At 39.8% G+C, this 16,203-nt stretch carries 15 protein-coding genes and 1 pseudogene; 1 reads left to right on the top strand and 15 read right to left on the bottom strand.

Features of this window, described 5'->3' with window-relative positions; genetic code table 11:
- Window positions 1-4 precede the first annotated feature (4 nt).
- The 3 genes and pseudogenes from F0161_RS04535 to manA all read right to left on the bottom strand — a co-directional run.
- Window positions 5-939, bottom strand: a pseudogene (locus tag F0161_RS04535) (AMP-binding protein); the annotation flags it as partial.
- Window positions 938-1,222 (bottom strand): aldehyde dehydrogenase family protein, encoded by a 285-nt coding sequence (locus F0161_RS04530; protein ID WP_150203849.1) that lies wholly within the window; start codon window positions 1,220-1,222, stop codon window positions 938-940. The gene F0161_RS04530 and the pseudogene F0161_RS04535, both read right to left, overlap by 2 nt.
- 400 nt (window positions 1,223-1,622) lie before the next feature.
- Window positions 1,623-2,579, bottom strand: coding sequence for a mannose-6-phosphate isomerase, class I (gene manA / locus F0161_RS04525; protein WP_150203848.1), 957 nt, complete (start codon window positions 2,577-2,579; stop codon window positions 1,623-1,625).
- A gap of 215 nt (window positions 2,580-2,794) precedes the next feature.
- Here manA and F0161_RS04520 point away from each other — a divergent pair, with 215 nt between their 5' ends.
- Complete coding sequence (locus tag F0161_RS04520; protein ID WP_150203847.1) at window positions 2,795-3,751, top strand: NAD(P)-dependent oxidoreductase; 957 nt, start codon at window positions 2,795-2,797, stop codon at window positions 3,749-3,751.
- Between the two features lie 26 nt (window positions 3,752-3,777).
- Here F0161_RS04520 and F0161_RS04515 read toward each other — a convergent pair whose 3' ends face one another.
- From F0161_RS04515 to pstB (F0161_RS04460), 12 genes are all read right to left on the bottom strand, one after another.
- Entirely contained in the window at window positions 3,778-4,290 is a 513-nt protein-coding gene (locus F0161_RS04515; protein WP_137601540.1) for a hypothetical protein, read from the bottom strand.
- A 281-nt stretch (window positions 4,291-4,571) separates the two neighbouring features.
- Window positions 4,572-6,566, bottom strand: coding sequence for a transketolase (gene tkt, locus F0161_RS04510; protein WP_150203846.1), 1,995 nt, complete (start codon window positions 6,564-6,566; stop codon window positions 4,572-4,574).
- A gap of 438 nt (window positions 6,567-7,004) precedes the next feature.
- Window positions 7,005-8,207, bottom strand: a complete 1,203-nt coding sequence (locus tag F0161_RS04505) for an NRAMP family divalent metal transporter (RefSeq protein ID WP_150203845.1) — start codon at window positions 8,205-8,207, stop codon at window positions 7,005-7,007.
- A 23-nt stretch (window positions 8,208-8,230) separates the two neighbouring features.
- The gene (locus tag F0161_RS04500) at window positions 8,231-8,980 is read right to left on the bottom strand and encodes a LamB/YcsF family protein (protein ID WP_150203844.1); all 750 of its coding nucleotides are present in this window, start codon (window positions 8,978-8,980) and stop codon (window positions 8,231-8,233) included.
- Between the two features lie 18 nt (window positions 8,981-8,998).
- A complete protein-coding gene (locus F0161_RS04495) occupies window positions 8,999-9,787 on the bottom strand; it encodes a putative hydro-lyase (protein ID WP_150203843.1) in 789 nt (262 codons plus the stop codon).
- Window positions 9,780-11,108 carry an acetyl-CoA carboxylase biotin carboxylase subunit gene (locus F0161_RS04490; protein WP_150203842.1) on the bottom strand — a complete coding sequence of 443 codons (1,329 nt, stop codon included), beginning with the start codon at window positions 11,106-11,108 and terminating at the stop codon, window positions 9,780-9,782. Before F0161_RS04490 ends, F0161_RS04495 begins: the two co-directional genes overlap by 8 nt.
- Window positions 11,109-11,125: 17 nt before the next feature.
- Window positions 11,126-11,536 (bottom strand): acetyl-CoA carboxylase biotin carboxyl carrier protein, encoded by a 411-nt coding sequence (locus tag F0161_RS04485; protein ID WP_190318916.1) that lies wholly within the window; start codon window positions 11,534-11,536, stop codon window positions 11,126-11,128.
- A 13-nt stretch (window positions 11,537-11,549) separates the two neighbouring features.
- Entirely contained in the window at window positions 11,550-12,551 is a 1,002-nt protein-coding gene (locus tag F0161_RS04480) for a 5-oxoprolinase subunit C family protein (protein WP_137601547.1), read from the bottom strand.
- Window positions 12,551-13,273, bottom strand: a complete 723-nt coding sequence (gene pxpB / locus F0161_RS04475; protein WP_225423216.1) for a 5-oxoprolinase subunit PxpB — start codon at window positions 13,271-13,273, stop codon at window positions 12,551-12,553. The genes F0161_RS04480 and pxpB overlap by 1 nt, the downstream gene beginning before the upstream one ends.
- Window positions 13,274-13,942: 669 nt before the next feature.
- Window positions 13,943-14,644 (bottom strand): phosphate signaling complex protein PhoU, encoded by a 702-nt coding sequence (gene phoU, locus F0161_RS04470; RefSeq protein ID WP_137601548.1) that lies wholly within the window; start codon window positions 14,642-14,644, stop codon window positions 13,943-13,945.
- 12 nt (window positions 14,645-14,656) lie between these two features.
- Window positions 14,657-15,412: a phosphate ABC transporter ATP-binding protein PstB gene (gene pstB / locus F0161_RS04465; RefSeq protein WP_150203840.1), complete on the bottom strand. Its 756-nt coding sequence runs from the start codon at window positions 15,410-15,412 to the stop codon at window positions 14,657-14,659.
- Window positions 15,413-15,423: 11 nt separating this feature from the next.
- A complete protein-coding gene (pstB, locus tag F0161_RS04460) occupies window positions 15,424-16,200 on the bottom strand; it encodes a phosphate ABC transporter ATP-binding protein PstB (protein WP_137601550.1) in 777 nt (258 codons plus the stop codon).
- Window positions 16,201-16,203: the final 3 nt, after the last annotated feature.

The raw sequence follows: 16,203 nt of genomic DNA, 5'->3' as shown, positions 1-16,203 counted from the left end.
AATTTTAAACGTGTTGCATGACCAACATTTCTTTTAATTTTGGTCTTAGAATTTTACCAGTATTATTTTTTGGAAATTCGTTAATTCAGAATACTTGAGTTGGCCGTTCAAAAGTTGCCAAATTATTCTTGGTGTATGCAATAACTTGCTCTGACAGTGTTTCTCCGTCAATTTGTGAATCACTAACAATCACCGCCGTAACTTGTTCACCATACAAATCATCTGGCATCCCAATCACAGCCACTTCATTAATGACGGCTAAGTCACTCAAAACACTTTCAACTTTCGCTGGAGCAACCTTTTCGCCACCACGATTAATCATTTCTTTTTGGCGGCCTTTGACAAATAAATAACCATCCTCATCAACATAGCCTAAATCTCCGGTTTTAAACCAACCGTCTTCAAATGATTCTGGCTGTGGGTCGAGGTAATCACTAATCACGTGATCTCCACGTAACCAAATTTCACCAATCTCCGTGTCCGTACGTTGTAATTGTCCGTCAACGTTGATTGCCAATTCCGTCCCAAACGGCTTACCAGCAGAGCCTACTTTGGGTGCATCAAATGGATTAATCGTTGATTGACTAGTAGTTTCGGTCATCCCATAGCCTTCGAGGATTTGAGTATTAAACTGGTCTTCAAAAGCGACTAATTGATGTTCGGGTAAAGAAAATGATGAAGAACGTAAGAAGCGGAGACTGATATTGTTCTTATGTTCTTGATAGGCAGCCTTGGCACCGTCATTCATCAACAAGATAGAGACAATTGTTGGTACGACTGAGACCCACGTGACCTGTTTATCACTAACTTGGTGCCAGAAGCGACTCGCACTGAATTTCGCTGTCGTCATAATTCTGCCAGCATAACGCATTGACAGACATGACATCACATCACTTGAGAATTGATATGAAACATTGGCATAATCACCATGGTGGTATCAATAATATTCTGCGATTTTTGCCGTGGCCTCAACTTCGGCATAACTTTCAGAAATCAGCTTACCCATATTATTGGTAGCCGTTTGTGCTAGATTATCAGCATTTTCTCTAAAGCTTGCCGCAATCGCCATCAATTGTTGAGCAAGAACCTTTACTGGTACTATGCGTTGTCTGCGATAATACTTATCTCCTTCAACTAAAGCATTGTGCAAATCTTCCTCACTGTTTAAAGAGAAGACCATTTCTTGCATCCCCGTTGAAGGGTTAATTACTTGATTACTCATAGTCCTTACCTCCAACTATCAATTTTCATAACTGATATACACTGTGGCCGCAATAACTGCGGTAACGACGACACCTGTCACTGTAATAATTTTCATTTTATTTTTCTTCATGTGATTACCTCCATCGAATCTAAACGACACAAAAGTTATATTCATTCAATAACCGATACTTTACTCGCGAATTTAGAATATTCGCCACGCTAAGTTTGAAGAAAACTAGTGAATTTAAAATAATAAAATGAATATTTATTGAAAAATGTGACTTTTTATCTGGCCTTATTTAACTAGTGATGCAATCATTCAAAGCATTCACTCAAATTTTATAAATTATTTTTATGTATAACAAAAAAGGAATCGAGAAAACTCGACTCCTAAATCATGATGATTTTCAATTAATATGTTAGTGTGCCACTGACGCGATACATTCCAAGTCACCGGCAATCGTCCAGTCGTTCGCCGCTGCGGTTAGCATGAAATGTTGTCCTTTTCTGATTTGATAAGTTTCTTCATCTAGGGTTAATGTTCCTTCACCATCCAGCACAGACACTAAGGTGTATGGATATTCCTTTGAAAAATCGACTTTACCATGAATGACATAGTGATAAACGTTAAAGTATTTCGAGATTGGATCTGAGACTAAAGTAGTCAGCGTTGAATCTCCAATTTTTAACACGCTCGGTTCTTGCTGGACTGTTTTTGCAGGGATGGTTGTGACATTAAATGAATCTTCCAAATGAAGTTCCCGTTTCTTACCAGTCTTTTGGTCAACTCGATCAAAATCATACAACCGATATGTCGTATCGCTACTTTGTTGAGTTTCCAGTACCATGACCCCTTTTGTGAGCGCGTGGACTGTGCCACTTGGTACAAAGAAGAAATCACCTTTGCTAACCGGCACCTTATTCAACAACTTATCCCATTCACCATCTTTGACCATTTGTTCAAATTCATCGCGCGTTTGCGCATGGTGTCCAAATATTAAATACGAACCTGGGTCAGCATCAATCACATACCAACATTCAGTTTTACCTAAATCATTCGCGTGTTCTTTCGCATAAGCATCGTCAGGATGAACTTGTACCGAAAGAGAATCTTCAGCATCCAAAATTTTAACTAATAAAGGAAACTTTTCAAGTTGACTATTGCCAAACAACTCTTGGTTAGATTTCCACAGTGAAGCTAATGTGTGTCCAGCATATGTACCATTTTCGACTTCTGTTGTCCCATGGCTATGACCTGAAATTGCCCAGCATTCACCAATTTTACCTGCTGGCAAATCATATCCAAAACGCGCCAATTTTTGGCCACCCCAGATTTTTTCTTTAAAAACCGGTTTGAAAAACAATACTTCATCCATCTCTCTACCATCCTCTGCTTGTGTCCTAAATACTCTTATTTAAAAATGTAAGCGCTTACTAGAAGTTACCATTTTAAATTTCAATTGTCAAAAAATGTTCAACTGTGGCGTCTAGTGTGATAATTCGGCAATCTGGTCGTAAAAGCATGATAATTTGCTACCAATTCAAATCCCGCATACAATAATAGCAATCAAGGAAAAGGAGAATATTGCTTATGACTGAAAAGCTACTAATCATTGCACATCTGGATGATTCTTTATTCTATAATTTTACTGACTATGGTGTTGAGGTATTTAAACCAAGCGATTTAGGTCAGACCGTCGACCCAGCTGATATCACCATTGCCTTTGGTTGGAATCAAACTGCTGGCAACCAGCTCTTAAATGCCCCTAATTCAAAGCTCAAATGGATTCACGCCATTTCCGCCGGCGTTGATACACTCCCACTGGCAGAATTTGCTAAAAGAAACATTATTTTAACTAACTCCAGTGGAATTCATGCAACTAGTATCGCTCAATCTGTCTTGGCCTTTATTTTACACTTCGTCAGAAATATCGATGTGGCAATGGCCAACAAGCCTAAGCAACACTGGCCTGCAATCGATGAAGTGAAGCCTCATTCAATGACTGATTTTACTTATACGATCTTTGGTACTGGTCATATTGGCCAAGAAATCGCACGACTAATAAAATCCTTTGGTGCTAAAACGATTGGGATCAATTCGACTGGGCATCCCGTCGACTATTTCGATGAAACACTCGCACTAGAGCATTTAGACGATCATATTTGGCAAAGTGATGTGATTATTAATGTGATGCCTTTAAATGACCACACAAGACAATTTTATAATCAACAATTTTTCAATCATTTTAACAACCTGTTCCTGTTTATCAATGTTGGACGTGGGCCATCGGTTAATTCAAATGATTTGATATCAGCGCTCCAAGCTGGTCAAGTACAACACGCTGCATTGGACGTTTTTGAAACTGAACCGTTACCAGCTAACAGTCCCTTCTGGCGAATGGATAATGTCTTGGTCACTCCACACAGCACTGGCCAAATTTCACATTTCCAACGGATACAAGTCGAATTACTTTTAAAGAATTTGCCTGGTTTTGTTAAGTCAGGAACCATCAGTCAAAATCAAGTGAATTTAGACAAAGGCTATTAAACACAAAAAATCCATTCAATAACAGATTAAATGTTGTTGAATGGATTTTTGCATCCGTGCTGAAATTCAGTTTTAACGGTAATTTTTGAACCAAAGTACTTCTTTTCTGCAGCTTTGCGTGCTTCAACGGCTTCTTGAAAGGTATCGAAGCTTTTTAAAAGAACATATCGACCATTCACCATCATGCGTGCTTGCCAGTTATCAGTGTTACATAGGTATGTGACCCCTGTAACCCCACTTTGGTTACGCGAACTAAGCGCAACACTTGATACCGGAACACCTGATGCAGTTCTGAGATTTTTTTCATTACCAATATTGATGGCAGTTTTTTTATTTGTTTTAATTGCTTTGCTTGACATCTCACTTCGCAAACATCCGCAGCTCTTAGTTGAGCCATGGCGAAGTCCGTATGATTCCACTACAGTCATATTGCCACAACTGCACTGACACAACCAGAGCGCGTTTCCATTTTTAGCTCGACCTTGACGTTCAATCGCCACCAGTCTTCCAAATCTTTGCCCCGTAATATCGATTGCCATACAAACACCTCCTGTAGAATTTTTTGACAAGTTACTAAATCAGACAAAGAGAGAGCACCAGACATAACTGATACTCCCCCATATACTACTCTTAAGATTACTTGCGAAGTAATCATAATTTTTTAATTAAGTTTCATATCAAAGTATGTTCCACAGTATACACCGATATAGTTGCAAATGGAACACATATTTCCCATGAAAACGTCTTTTATAGCACGCTAAGCGTAATTTGTCTAAATTAAACTTTTTTCTACTTTCAGCAATTTGGTACCATATATTATTTATCGATTGATTACAGAATTAACCTTTTCGATAACTTTTTCCGTGGTAAAACCATAACGTTTAACAACTTCATCGCCGTTACCACTTAACCCAAATGTGTCAATTCCCATACATGCACCATCGAGCCCAACGTAACGGCCCCATGCTTGCGTGCTTCCCATTTCAATCGAAACTCGAGCCCGAACATCTTTTGGCAAGACAGAATCTTGGTATTGTTGAGACTGTTCACTAAATAAAACAATGCTTGGCATTGACACCACTGAAACGTCTTTTCCTTGGTCTGCTAATTGTTGTTGAGCAGCAATTGCTAATTGAACTTCTGAACCACTAGCCATAATAATAGCCTCAGGTTTTTCACCAGTTTGTGGAGAAATTACGTAGCCACCCTTTGATGATCCATCTGGTTGGGTTCTGGCCCCCGGTAATGCTGGCAACCCTTGACGTGATAAGATCAAGACAGTTGGATGATCAGTCGCCGTCACCGCGCGTTGCCATGCATATTTAACTTCATTAGCATCAGCAGGACGAATTACTTCAACGTTTGGAATTGCTTGTAAGCTAACCACCTGTTCAACTGGTTCATGCGTTGGTCCATCTTCACCGACTGCAATTGAATCATGCGTAAAGACATAGATTACTGGCAATTTTTGCAAAGCGGACAAGCGAATAGCCGAACGCATGTAATCAGAAAAGGCTAGGAACGTACTACCGTAAACTCGCGTCCCACCATGTAACGCAATCCCATTCAGAATGGTTGCTTCGCCAAATTCACGAACTCCAAACCATAGATTACGTCCGGCAGGATTTTCTTTACTAAAGCGATCTGAATCATTAATTTCTGTTTTATTAGAAGCAAATAAATCAGCTGAGCCACCCCATAAAACATCTAGGTTTTCTGCCATTGATTGCAAGACTTCTGAACCAGATGCTCGAGAAGCTTTTTTGTCTCCGTCTTTATATTGAGGAAGAAAACTGAAGTCAGTATCAATTTCACCCTTAAAGTCTTTGACAAATTGTTCAGATAATTCAGGATACTTGTCCTGGTACGCAGCAAACATTTTATGCCAAGCATCATCAGCTTCTGCACCACGCGCACCAATTTTCGAATCAAATTGATCATAAACCTCACTAGGAACAGAAAAGGCGGGTTCATTCCAATCATAATATTTGTGTAGTTCTTCAAGTTGATCTGGTTTCATGGGTGCACCATGAATTTTGTTGGTACCAGCCAATGGTGAGCCATGACCAATAATCGTTTTAACTTCAATAATGGTTGGCTTGTCATGTTGTGATTTGGCTTGTTCAATCGCAGCATTAACTTGATCCAAGTCGTTACCATCTTCAACGCGTAAATAGTTCCAGTCATAAGCTTCAAACCGGCCCTTAATATCTTCATTAAATGAATTAGCCAGTGGTCCATCTAAGGAAATGTCATTTGAATCGTATAACATGATTAGCTTGTCTAAGCCGTAATGACCAGCTAAACTAGCAGCTTCGTGAGAAATTCCTTCCATCATTTCACCATCACTACAAATCGCATAGGTATAGTGATCCATGATTGGGAATCCTTGACGATTGTATTTAGCGGCTAAATGTTTTTCAGCCATGGCCATCCCAACAGACATACCAATTCCTTGGCCAAGTGGACCAGTCGTAGCTTCAACACCATCTGTGAGTCCATATTCAGGATGACCCGCAGTTTTACTATCAATTTGACGGAACTGTTTCAATTCCTCTAGTGGTAAATCATAGCCCGCAAGGTGTAATAGGCTATATAAGAGTGCAGATCCATGACCCGGTGATAGGACAAAGCGGTCACGATTAACCCACTTGCTATCTTTAGGATTTGCATTTAAAAAGTTTTGCCACAATACATAGGCCATTGGTGCCACTCCAAGGGGTAGCCCTGGATGTCCGGAATTTGCTGCTTGGACTTGGTCGACACTAAGCATACGCAGCGCTTTTACGCTTAATTGATCTGTATTATTGAACATGTTTGAAGCCTCCAAAGTTATTAATTCTATTTATTATTCGAGCATGTAACATATCATATCAGTATAGATTGGTACATTCAAGTATAACCTGGTATTACTGCTATTATTTAACATTATTTTAAATTGGTATACATGGTTATCAAGCGGTGAAAGTGCTATCACATCAACCTTTTCACAAGCGTTTTCATAAAAATATTAAATTAATTATTTAGCTAAATAATTATAAATTTTCAGTTTTTTCGTTACTCAATTACCTTTTTTCAATGTTAATAATTCGATGATTTCGACTCCAAATAAAAAATGTATAAGTAACATATTAGATTAAAATACGCTGTGAATCAATCATTTATTTTTAATATTTCATTTTTTAAACCACAAAAAAAGCTGAACCTAACAGATTCAGCCATAATTTGAAAATAAATTGCTGCAATAAAATAATTAAACGAGTAATAAAATGGTGCGAATACCAGCGTAAGCCATAAAAAGCACCACCAACCAGCCGGTTACTAACAACCATTTTGGATGTTTATAGCCTCTTCCCATAATCTTACTACGAGTTGACGCCAACAATAGTATGGCTAAGGCAATTGGCAAAATTAAGCCGTTAATGGCTCCAACAACAACCAACACCTTGGCGGGACTACCAACCACATAAAATACCGCTGTTGACGCGACAATAAACAGCACAACTGCAATTGAACGCCATTTAGCAATTGATGAATCGCCTTTAGCCTTTTCCGAATAATCGAGGAAGGAAATTGAAGTAAAGGAAGAACCAATCGTTGAGGTCATCCCTGCTGCCAACAGCAAAATCCCAAAGAATTTATAACCAAATTGACCTGCGGCAATCTTGAAAATGGATGCAGCTGGATTTGATGGATCCAACTTGTTCCCAGCTAATACCACTGCTAAGCCGGCAAGGAATAACATCACGCGAATGACGGAAGCAACCCCAATCCCGGTTAACGCTCCTTCGTTGACATACTTGATATTTTCTTTACCACGGACGCCACCTTCTAATAAACGGTGACCACCAGAGAACGAAATATAGCCCCCAACGGTTCCACCAACGATTGTAACGATTGAATAAAAATCAATCTTTGATGGCGCAAAGGTATGCACAATTGCTGACTGATAAGGTACGGTCGTTACCGCGATGATATAAATTAACACTGCCACTTTCACAACGGCTAAGAGTTGCACCGTACGATCGACTACTGTCAGCGCATTTTTAACTATAAAGATAATAATTGCAACCACTGCGGCAATCACAGCACCATTTTCTGGCGAGATTCCAAATAAGACATTCAAACCTAAACCGGCTCCACCAACATTCCCGATATTGAAGAAGAAGCCACCAACGACGATTAACACAGTTAATAAGTAGCCTAAGCCTGGCACAATTTCGTTTGCTAACACTTGTGCACGTTTACCAGACACGATAATGATGCGCCAAATATTTAATTGCACCACGATATCAACTAAGATACAGATTAAAATGGCAAATCCAAAATCTGCACCTAATTGTCCCGTAAAAGTTGCGGTTTGGGTTAAAAACCCGGGTCCCACGGCGGCCATGGCCATCATAAAGGCCGCACCCATCGCCACACTAAATGGCGATTTAGTTAATTTTTTATCCATCTCTTCTCACCTATTCCTTTGAATTACATCGCTACGACATCAATCTTGTTTGCGGTTAATGCAGCGTGTATTTTTTTGACAAAAGCGACGGCCTTAACACCATCCCCATGAACACAAATTGTGTCTGGAGTAATGGCTAATTTAGAACCATCGACTGCAACAATTTCATGTTGTGTAATCATTTTGATAACCCGACTGACTGCCTCATCTTCGTCAGTAACCATCGCATTTGGCTTGGTACGTGAAACTAGGCTGCCGTCTGCTTCATATTGACGATCAGCAAAGACTTCTTGAGCAACTCGTAAGCCCTTTTCACGACCAACTCTGGCTAATTCACCGTTAGCTAACGCCACTAAAATCAATGAGTCATCCACTTCGGCAATTCCTTCACAAATGGCGGTCGCTAAGGCAGTATCCTTGGCTGCCATATTATATAAAGCACCGTGTGGCTTAACATGATGTAATTTCCCGGTCGCACTAAATGCCATCAGTGCACCAATTTGATATTTCATTTCGGCTTTCGCTGTGGCTGGTGCAATGGCCATTTTACGACGACCAAAGCCTTGTAAATCTCGCAAACCAGGATGAGCACCTAATTCTACGTGGTTCGCTTCAGCATTGGTCACCGTTTGTTGCATCACTTCTGGGTCGCCAGCGTGAAATCCACACGCAATGTTAGCTGAGGTAATATATGGTAAGACTTCTTCATCTAAGCCCAAAGTGTAACGACCAAAGCTTTCTCCAAGATCACAATTTAAATCAATTTTTGTCATTGTCCATCCTCCAATCTTTTAAAGTATGTCACTTAAATCAACGTCTTTGACATCAGTTACCAACATATGACCTGGTGCATGAGTGATAACAAATTCTGGTTTACTAGCCATAATTGCCGCTTGGGGAGTGACTCCACATGCCCAAAAGACTGGCACTTCACCATCTTTGATTTCGACTGCATCCCCATAATCAGGATGGTTGATATCGGTAATGCCAATTGTTTCCGGGTGGTCAATTTGAATTGGTGTGCCATGCACTTGAGGTAATCGTTCGGTAATCGTCACTGCCTTAACGACTTGATTTTGTGGAATGGGTCGCATGCTAACCACATAATTACCATGAAACTTTCCAGCAGCTTTAGTCGGAATGTTAGTGTTATACATCGGCACGTTGGTACCTGCAGTAATATGACGAACTTCAATTCCAGCGGTAATCAAGGACGCTTCAAATGAAAAACTACAACCAATCAAAAATGACACTAAATCATCACGCCAAATATCGTTTACATCAGTAGGTTCGGCGACTAATTCACCATTTTTAAAGACACGATATTTAGGGAAATCACTGGCAATATCAACATCGCTAGCAAATGTATGCAAATTTTTTGAGCCTAAATCAGTCACTTCTAGGATGGGACAGGGCTTAGGATTACGTTGTGCGAACAACAAAAAATCATAAGCATCTGCTTTTGGCAAAATGACTAAATTAGCTTGGGTATAACCTGGACACAGACCACTAGTCTGGTCACTGAATTCACCTGATCTAATTTGGTGTCTTAGTTCTACTGGACTTAATTGTTTATCCATTTAATCCATCCCCTGACGTTAACCGATCCAAAAATTCAATATCTATTTGGTCATTATTAAAATCTCGATTATTTAAAATTTGGTACAAAAATTCCAAGTTCGTTTCAGGACCAATAATAACCGTTTCGGCAATCGCTACTTTGGCCTTCATAATCGCTTGTTCGCGAGTATTAGCAAATACAATCACCTTAGCAATCATCGCATCGTAATTCGCTGGGACCTGATATCCTTGATAAATGGCCGTTTCAATCCGGATGCCGGGTCCACCTGGTAAATGTAGTCCCGTAATCTCACCTGGAGTTCGTGCGGTGATGCGACATTCAATCGCGTGCCCAAATTGTTTGACGTCTGCCTGCGATAAACTCAACGCTTCTCCGGCAGCAATCTTAATTTGAGCTTGGACCAAATCAATGCCACTAGTAACTTCAGTAATTGGGTGTTCCACCTGAATACGGGTGTTCATTTCCATGAAGTAATATTGCCCTGGACCTTCATATAAAAACTCTAAAGTCCCGGCACCGGCATAGTTGACGGCTGCAGCAGCTCGAATTGCGGTCTGCAAAATTTCATCGCGCGTGGCAGGGTCAATACTCGATGGTGCTTCTTCAATCACCTTTTGATGATATTGTTGCAGTGAACAATCTCGCTCACCCACTGCAATCACGTTACCGTGATTATCTCCCAGCACTTGCACCTCAATATGACGAGGTCGAACAATAAACTTTTCCAAATACATCTCATTGTTACCAAAAGCTTTTTCGGCTTCACCTTGTGCTAATTGAAACTCATGTTGGAAATTTTTAGCAGATTTGATTAAGCGCATACCTTTGCCACCACCACCGGCCGCGGCTTTTAGCATTACCGGATAACCAATTTGACCAGCTTGTTCTAAAACTGTTGCCAAATCAGTAAATTCAGTTCCACTTCCGGGTGTGACTGGAACACCGGCTTTAATCATGACTGACCGGGCTTCCGCTTTGTCTCCTAGCATTTCGATAACAGCCGAAGTAGGGCCAATAAATTCAATTTCATTATCTTCACATAACTTGGCAAATTCTGCGTTTTCAGATAAAAAGCCATAGCCAGGATGAATTGCATCGGCCCCCGTAATTCGAGCGGCTTCTAAAATGCTAGCTTGATTCAGATAACTTTGCATAGGGTTAGCTGGCCCGATACAAATGGATTCGTCAGCGATTTGTACATGCAACGCATCCCGATCAGTGACAGAATAAACTGCCACCGTGTGAATATTTAATTCCTGGCAAGCACGAATAATTCGTACCGCAATTTCACCGCGATTGGCAATGAGTACTTTCTGCATGTTCTGACCTCACTTCGTTATTCAGCGGTAATTTCAAAAAGTGGTTGAGCATACTCAACGCTTTCTTCATTGCCTACCAAAATTTGTTTTAATGTTCCTGAATAAGGTGCCTTCACATCGTGCATCATTTTCATGGCTTCAATCATGCCAATGACTTGGCCAACGACAACTTTATCGCCGACACTAACATACGGATCATCTTCTGGACTAGGTGCACGGTAAAAAGTCCCGACTAGTTCTGCATTCACAGTTTCTGGAATTAAGTTGGTAGCTGCGGTAGCGGTTGGTTGGCTTGGTGCCACTGGAAAATTTACTGCACTGCCGCCCCGTTTTAAATGGATTTTGGTGTCTTCAGTTTCATAATCAAATTCTGTTAGATCATTGTCCTTCATTAACTCGATCATGGCTTTAGCGTCTTCTAAATTCATGGTATTTTCCTCTCTATTTAAACAAGCGTGCCACTCGACGAGCAACCACTCTGGTATCAACACCAGAATTGGCTTCAGCATCAAATTTCGCAGCTAATTGTTCTCGTTTGGCAATCATTTGCCGGTTTAATTGTTGACTTTCTGTCAACGATATCATTTTAAAATGCACACTTTGATTTGGATTTAATTGCACTAATTTTGACAGATCAACACTCGCAACAACCGCAATCACGGGATATCCTCCACTAGTTTGTCGATCCGCTAATAAAACAATCGGATCCCCATTTTTTGGCACTTGGATTTGACCCATAACCGTTGCTTCAGACAGCATCTCGGGCACACCAGATGTTTCGATTGTATTACCCGTCAATCGCATCCCCATCCGATCAGTGTCATTGGAAACCCAAAATGTTTGGCTGGTAAATTGATCTAATTCATCCTGATTAAAATACTGACTTTGTGGGCCAGCCGTAACCCGAATGGTCACATCTTGGTCAAATGACTCGACCGGGATTGCTCGGTCTTCTAATGCCGGCACCCGAATGAATGGTTCAATCACATTGACAAAGTCACCTTCAACTAGTGCGCGACCATTAAAGCCACCTAGATGATACTTTAAGCTGGTTGAACGGCTTTGCATGACCGGTGGCACCTGAATCCCGCCAGATACGGCTAAGTAGCCATAGCGTCCAGACAACATTGGTCCAATTTCTAATCGATCATTTTTACTTGCGATGTAAGCTTTATTGTTTTCAATCTCATTACCATTTAAATAACTGGTTGAAATGGCCCCAGTAATGGCAAAAACGATTGCTTTCGTAAACACTAAGGTTGGCCCAACGATACTATATTCCAACACTGCTTGATTAGCTAAGTTTCCCACCAACAGGTTGGCTAGATTGGCTGCTTGCTGGTCCATCGTACCGGAGACCGAAAAACCATTCGCCTGAAAGTTCAACCGGCCAGCATCCTGAACCGTCGTGAGTACTCCAGCTTTAACTATTCGAATACCCATTATTTTTCCTTCTCTACTTCAATTTGATATTGATGTTGTTCGACATCATGTTGTATTGCTTGATATTCACTTACCGTAATCGCGTCAAACTTAATATAATCACCAGCTGAATAATAAAATGGATCATCAGCGGATGGTTGAAATAACTGTAACGGCGTCCGTCCAATAATTTGCCAACCACCGGGCGATTCAATTGGATACATCCCCGTTTGGGTTCCGGCAATCCCAACAGAACCAGGATTAATTTTTAACCGTGGATTAGCTAGTCGTGGCGTGGCTAATCGTTCATCCAAGCCACCCAGATAAGCAAACCCAGGTAAGAATCCCAACATATAAATTAAATACTGAGGTTGGGAATGAAGATTAATAATTTCTGAACTACTTAATTTTGATTGTTTTTCAATATTGACCATGTCTGGTCCAAATTCACCACCATACAAAACCGGTAAATGAACAATTGTTTTTTCAGTATGTAAAGCTGAATCCAAATGTTGACTCTCTTTAGTTAAAATACTTTTTAGCTCTGGCCATGATATTTGCATCGGATTATAAAAGACAGTCAGTGTTCTAAATGATGCTAAGAATCCGGTAATCCCCGTAATTGCTTCTTGTTCTAATTTAGATTGCAAGTTACGAATTTGACTATTGATTATTGGGTCAATTTTATTTTCAAAAACTACATCAACAGCTGTGTCACCAACTGGAATAATGCTTGGCTTCATAACTTTCACGTTCCTTCTATTAATATGGTTAACGTTCATCTTAAATGAAATTTTATTTCTAATCAACAAAACGAAAAATGACCATGCCGTTTTCTCCAAAACATGTCCATAATCCGCTATTGTTTATTAATCTAATATTTGCAGGCGGTTTATTTTATTAAGTTTGATGATAGCTTTGGTTAAGAAAACAAAAAGATTGGTGAGAATTTTTCTCACCAATCTTTAATATTATTCCGTTATTACTCGTGTTTTCCCGAAAGGCAATGCCTTTTCTTAAACGTGTTTCTCAATGATTACCGAATTGATACGCACTCTTACCTAATCCAGCTTTCTCTTTCAAAACATTCCGTATAACTAAATAATTAAATTTCCTAACCCGAAATTATTAATTATTCCGTTATTACTCGTGTTTTCCCGAAAGGCAAAGCCTTCTTTTAAACGTGTTCCTCAATTCAATCATCTCCGTCTAGCTTTAAATATCTCGTAGCAAACCCAGCTACTTTGATATTTCTTGCTAGTACTCAATGATTACCGAATTGTTTCTCGCTATTGCCTAATCCAGCTTTCCCTTTCAAAACATTCCGTATAACTAAATAATTAAATTTCCTAACCCGAAATTATTAATTATTCCGTTATTACTCGTATTTTCCCGAAAGGCAAAGCCTTTTCTTACTTGTCATTCAACAATTTTTGCACCATTTCAGGATCTTTTTTACCAGGATTTAATTCTACTAATTCACCGGAAGCGTTGTAAACAATCCATTCAGACAGATTAACGATATGGTCGCCCATTCGTTCTAATAGACGTACAACCATCATGTAGCCTGAATTTGCAATCACTGTTTCTGAATCTTGTTGCATCGCTGCAGTGATGTTATTGCGAATTAAAATGTATTCTTTATCAATTTCTAAATCAAGTTTAGCAACTTTACGTGCCGCTTTTTCATCATTATGCACATAAGCATCCAGACCTTGTTCTAGCATTTGACGGACTAAGCCAGTCATTTCATTGATGGATTCTTCAATCGCATTCACACGACGATTACCTTTAACACGAATGGTTTCTTGGGCAATACTCGTCGCATAATCACCCATCCGTTCTAAATCGGTACTAGCCTTTAGAATACTAATAATGGAACGGAAATCTGATGCCACGGGTTGTTGTAAGGCAATCAGCTTCAATGCTCGTTCTTCCAAGCCAACTTCTTCTTGGTTGGTGGTTTTATCCTCATCGATTACTTGTTGAGCTAACGCTAAATCATGATCAATAAATGATTTTGTTGCGGTATAAATCTGTTCACTGACATTGATACCCATCTCCATGAACCGACCACGTAATTTTTTTAATTCATCCGAAAATAATTCATGCATGCTGAAATCCTCCTATCCAAATTTACCATTAATATAATCATCAGTTTCTTGTTTAGCAGGATTCATAAAGATTTTTTCAGTTGAATCTGCTTCAATTAAATTACCTAAGTTAAAGAACGCCGTTTTATCTGAGACCCGTGTCGCCTGTTGCATATTATGAGTCACCATGATGATTGTGTATTCTTTTTTTAACTGTAATAATGTATCTTCAATCTGCGCACTAGAAATTGGATCAAGTGCACTTGTAGGTTCGTCCATCAAAATTACATCGGGTCGAACCGCCAACACACGCGCGATACTAATTCGTTGTTGTTGACCACCAGATAATTCGAGTGCACTTTTATTCAAATCATCCTTGACCTCATCCCACAAAGCCGCTTGTTTTAAACTTTCTTCGACGCGTTCTTCTAAGAAATTTTTGTCAGGACTACCGTTTAATTTCAGACCATATGAGACGTTATCAAAAATCGACATTGGAAAAGGAATTGGTTGTTGAAAAACCATCCCCACTTGCCGTCTGAGTTCCACCACGTCAGTATCTTCAGCATACATATCTAAGTCTTTCAACTTAAATGAACCTGTAATGGTCACTCCTTCAATCAAATCATTCATCCGATTTAGGCAACGTAAGTAGGTGGATTTACCACATCCTGATGGTCCAATTAAGGCGGTAATTTCATTTTGGTTAAAGTCTAAATCAATTCCATGTAACGCTTCAAATGCACCATACGATAATTTAACATCTTGGCTCGTAATAATTGGCTGCATGTCTTTCACTCCTATCCAAAGTTACCAGAAATATAATCTTCCGTCATTTTAACTCGTGGTGTTTGGAACAGTTCTTGGGTGGGCGCAAATTCAACCACTCGACCTTGATGGAAGAAAGTCGTAAAATCACTAACCCGAGAAGCTTGTTGCATGTTATGCGTCACAATAATAATCGTATAATTACGCCGCAATTTGCGCATAGTTGCTTCAACTTTTTCCGTCGAAATTGGATCTAAGGCACTGGCCGGTTCATCCATCAATAAAATATCAGGGCGTAAAGCTAAAGCCCGAGCGATACAGAGCCGTTGTTGCTGACCACCAGATAACTCTAAGGCACTCTTGTTTAAATCATCTTTTACTTCATCCCAAAGTGCTGCTTCTTTTAAACTTTCTTCCACCCGCTCGTCCAACACACGTTTGTCAGTAATTCCATTTTCTTTCAATGGAAAGACCAAGTTATTCCGAATTGACTTTGCAAATGGATTAGGTCGCTGAAAAACCATGCCGATTTGTTTTCGAACTTCGTAGGCATTTACACTGGGTTGGTTAATATCCACTCCACGGTACACAATCTGTCCATTCACGGTCACAGTTTTGTCGTGCATCCGATTTAAACTTCTCAAATATGTCGATTTACCCGAACCTGATGCGCCAATAATCGCAGTAATTTTGTGTCGTGGAAACTCTAAGCTGGAATCAAAAACAACTTGATGATCTCCGTAGATGACTTCCAGGTTCTTTGTTTCAATGGCTAATTCTAAATTTGTTTTTGCAATATAATTTTCCATTAG

Source organism: Paucilactobacillus nenjiangensis, assembly GCF_008632615.1.
In the GTDB taxonomy this organism is placed as follows: domain Bacteria; phylum Bacillota; class Bacilli; order Lactobacillales; family Lactobacillaceae; genus Paucilactobacillus; species Paucilactobacillus nenjiangensis.
The sequence above is the reverse complement of the archived record's forward strand: the minus strand, read 5'-3'. Positions and strand labels throughout refer to the sequence as shown.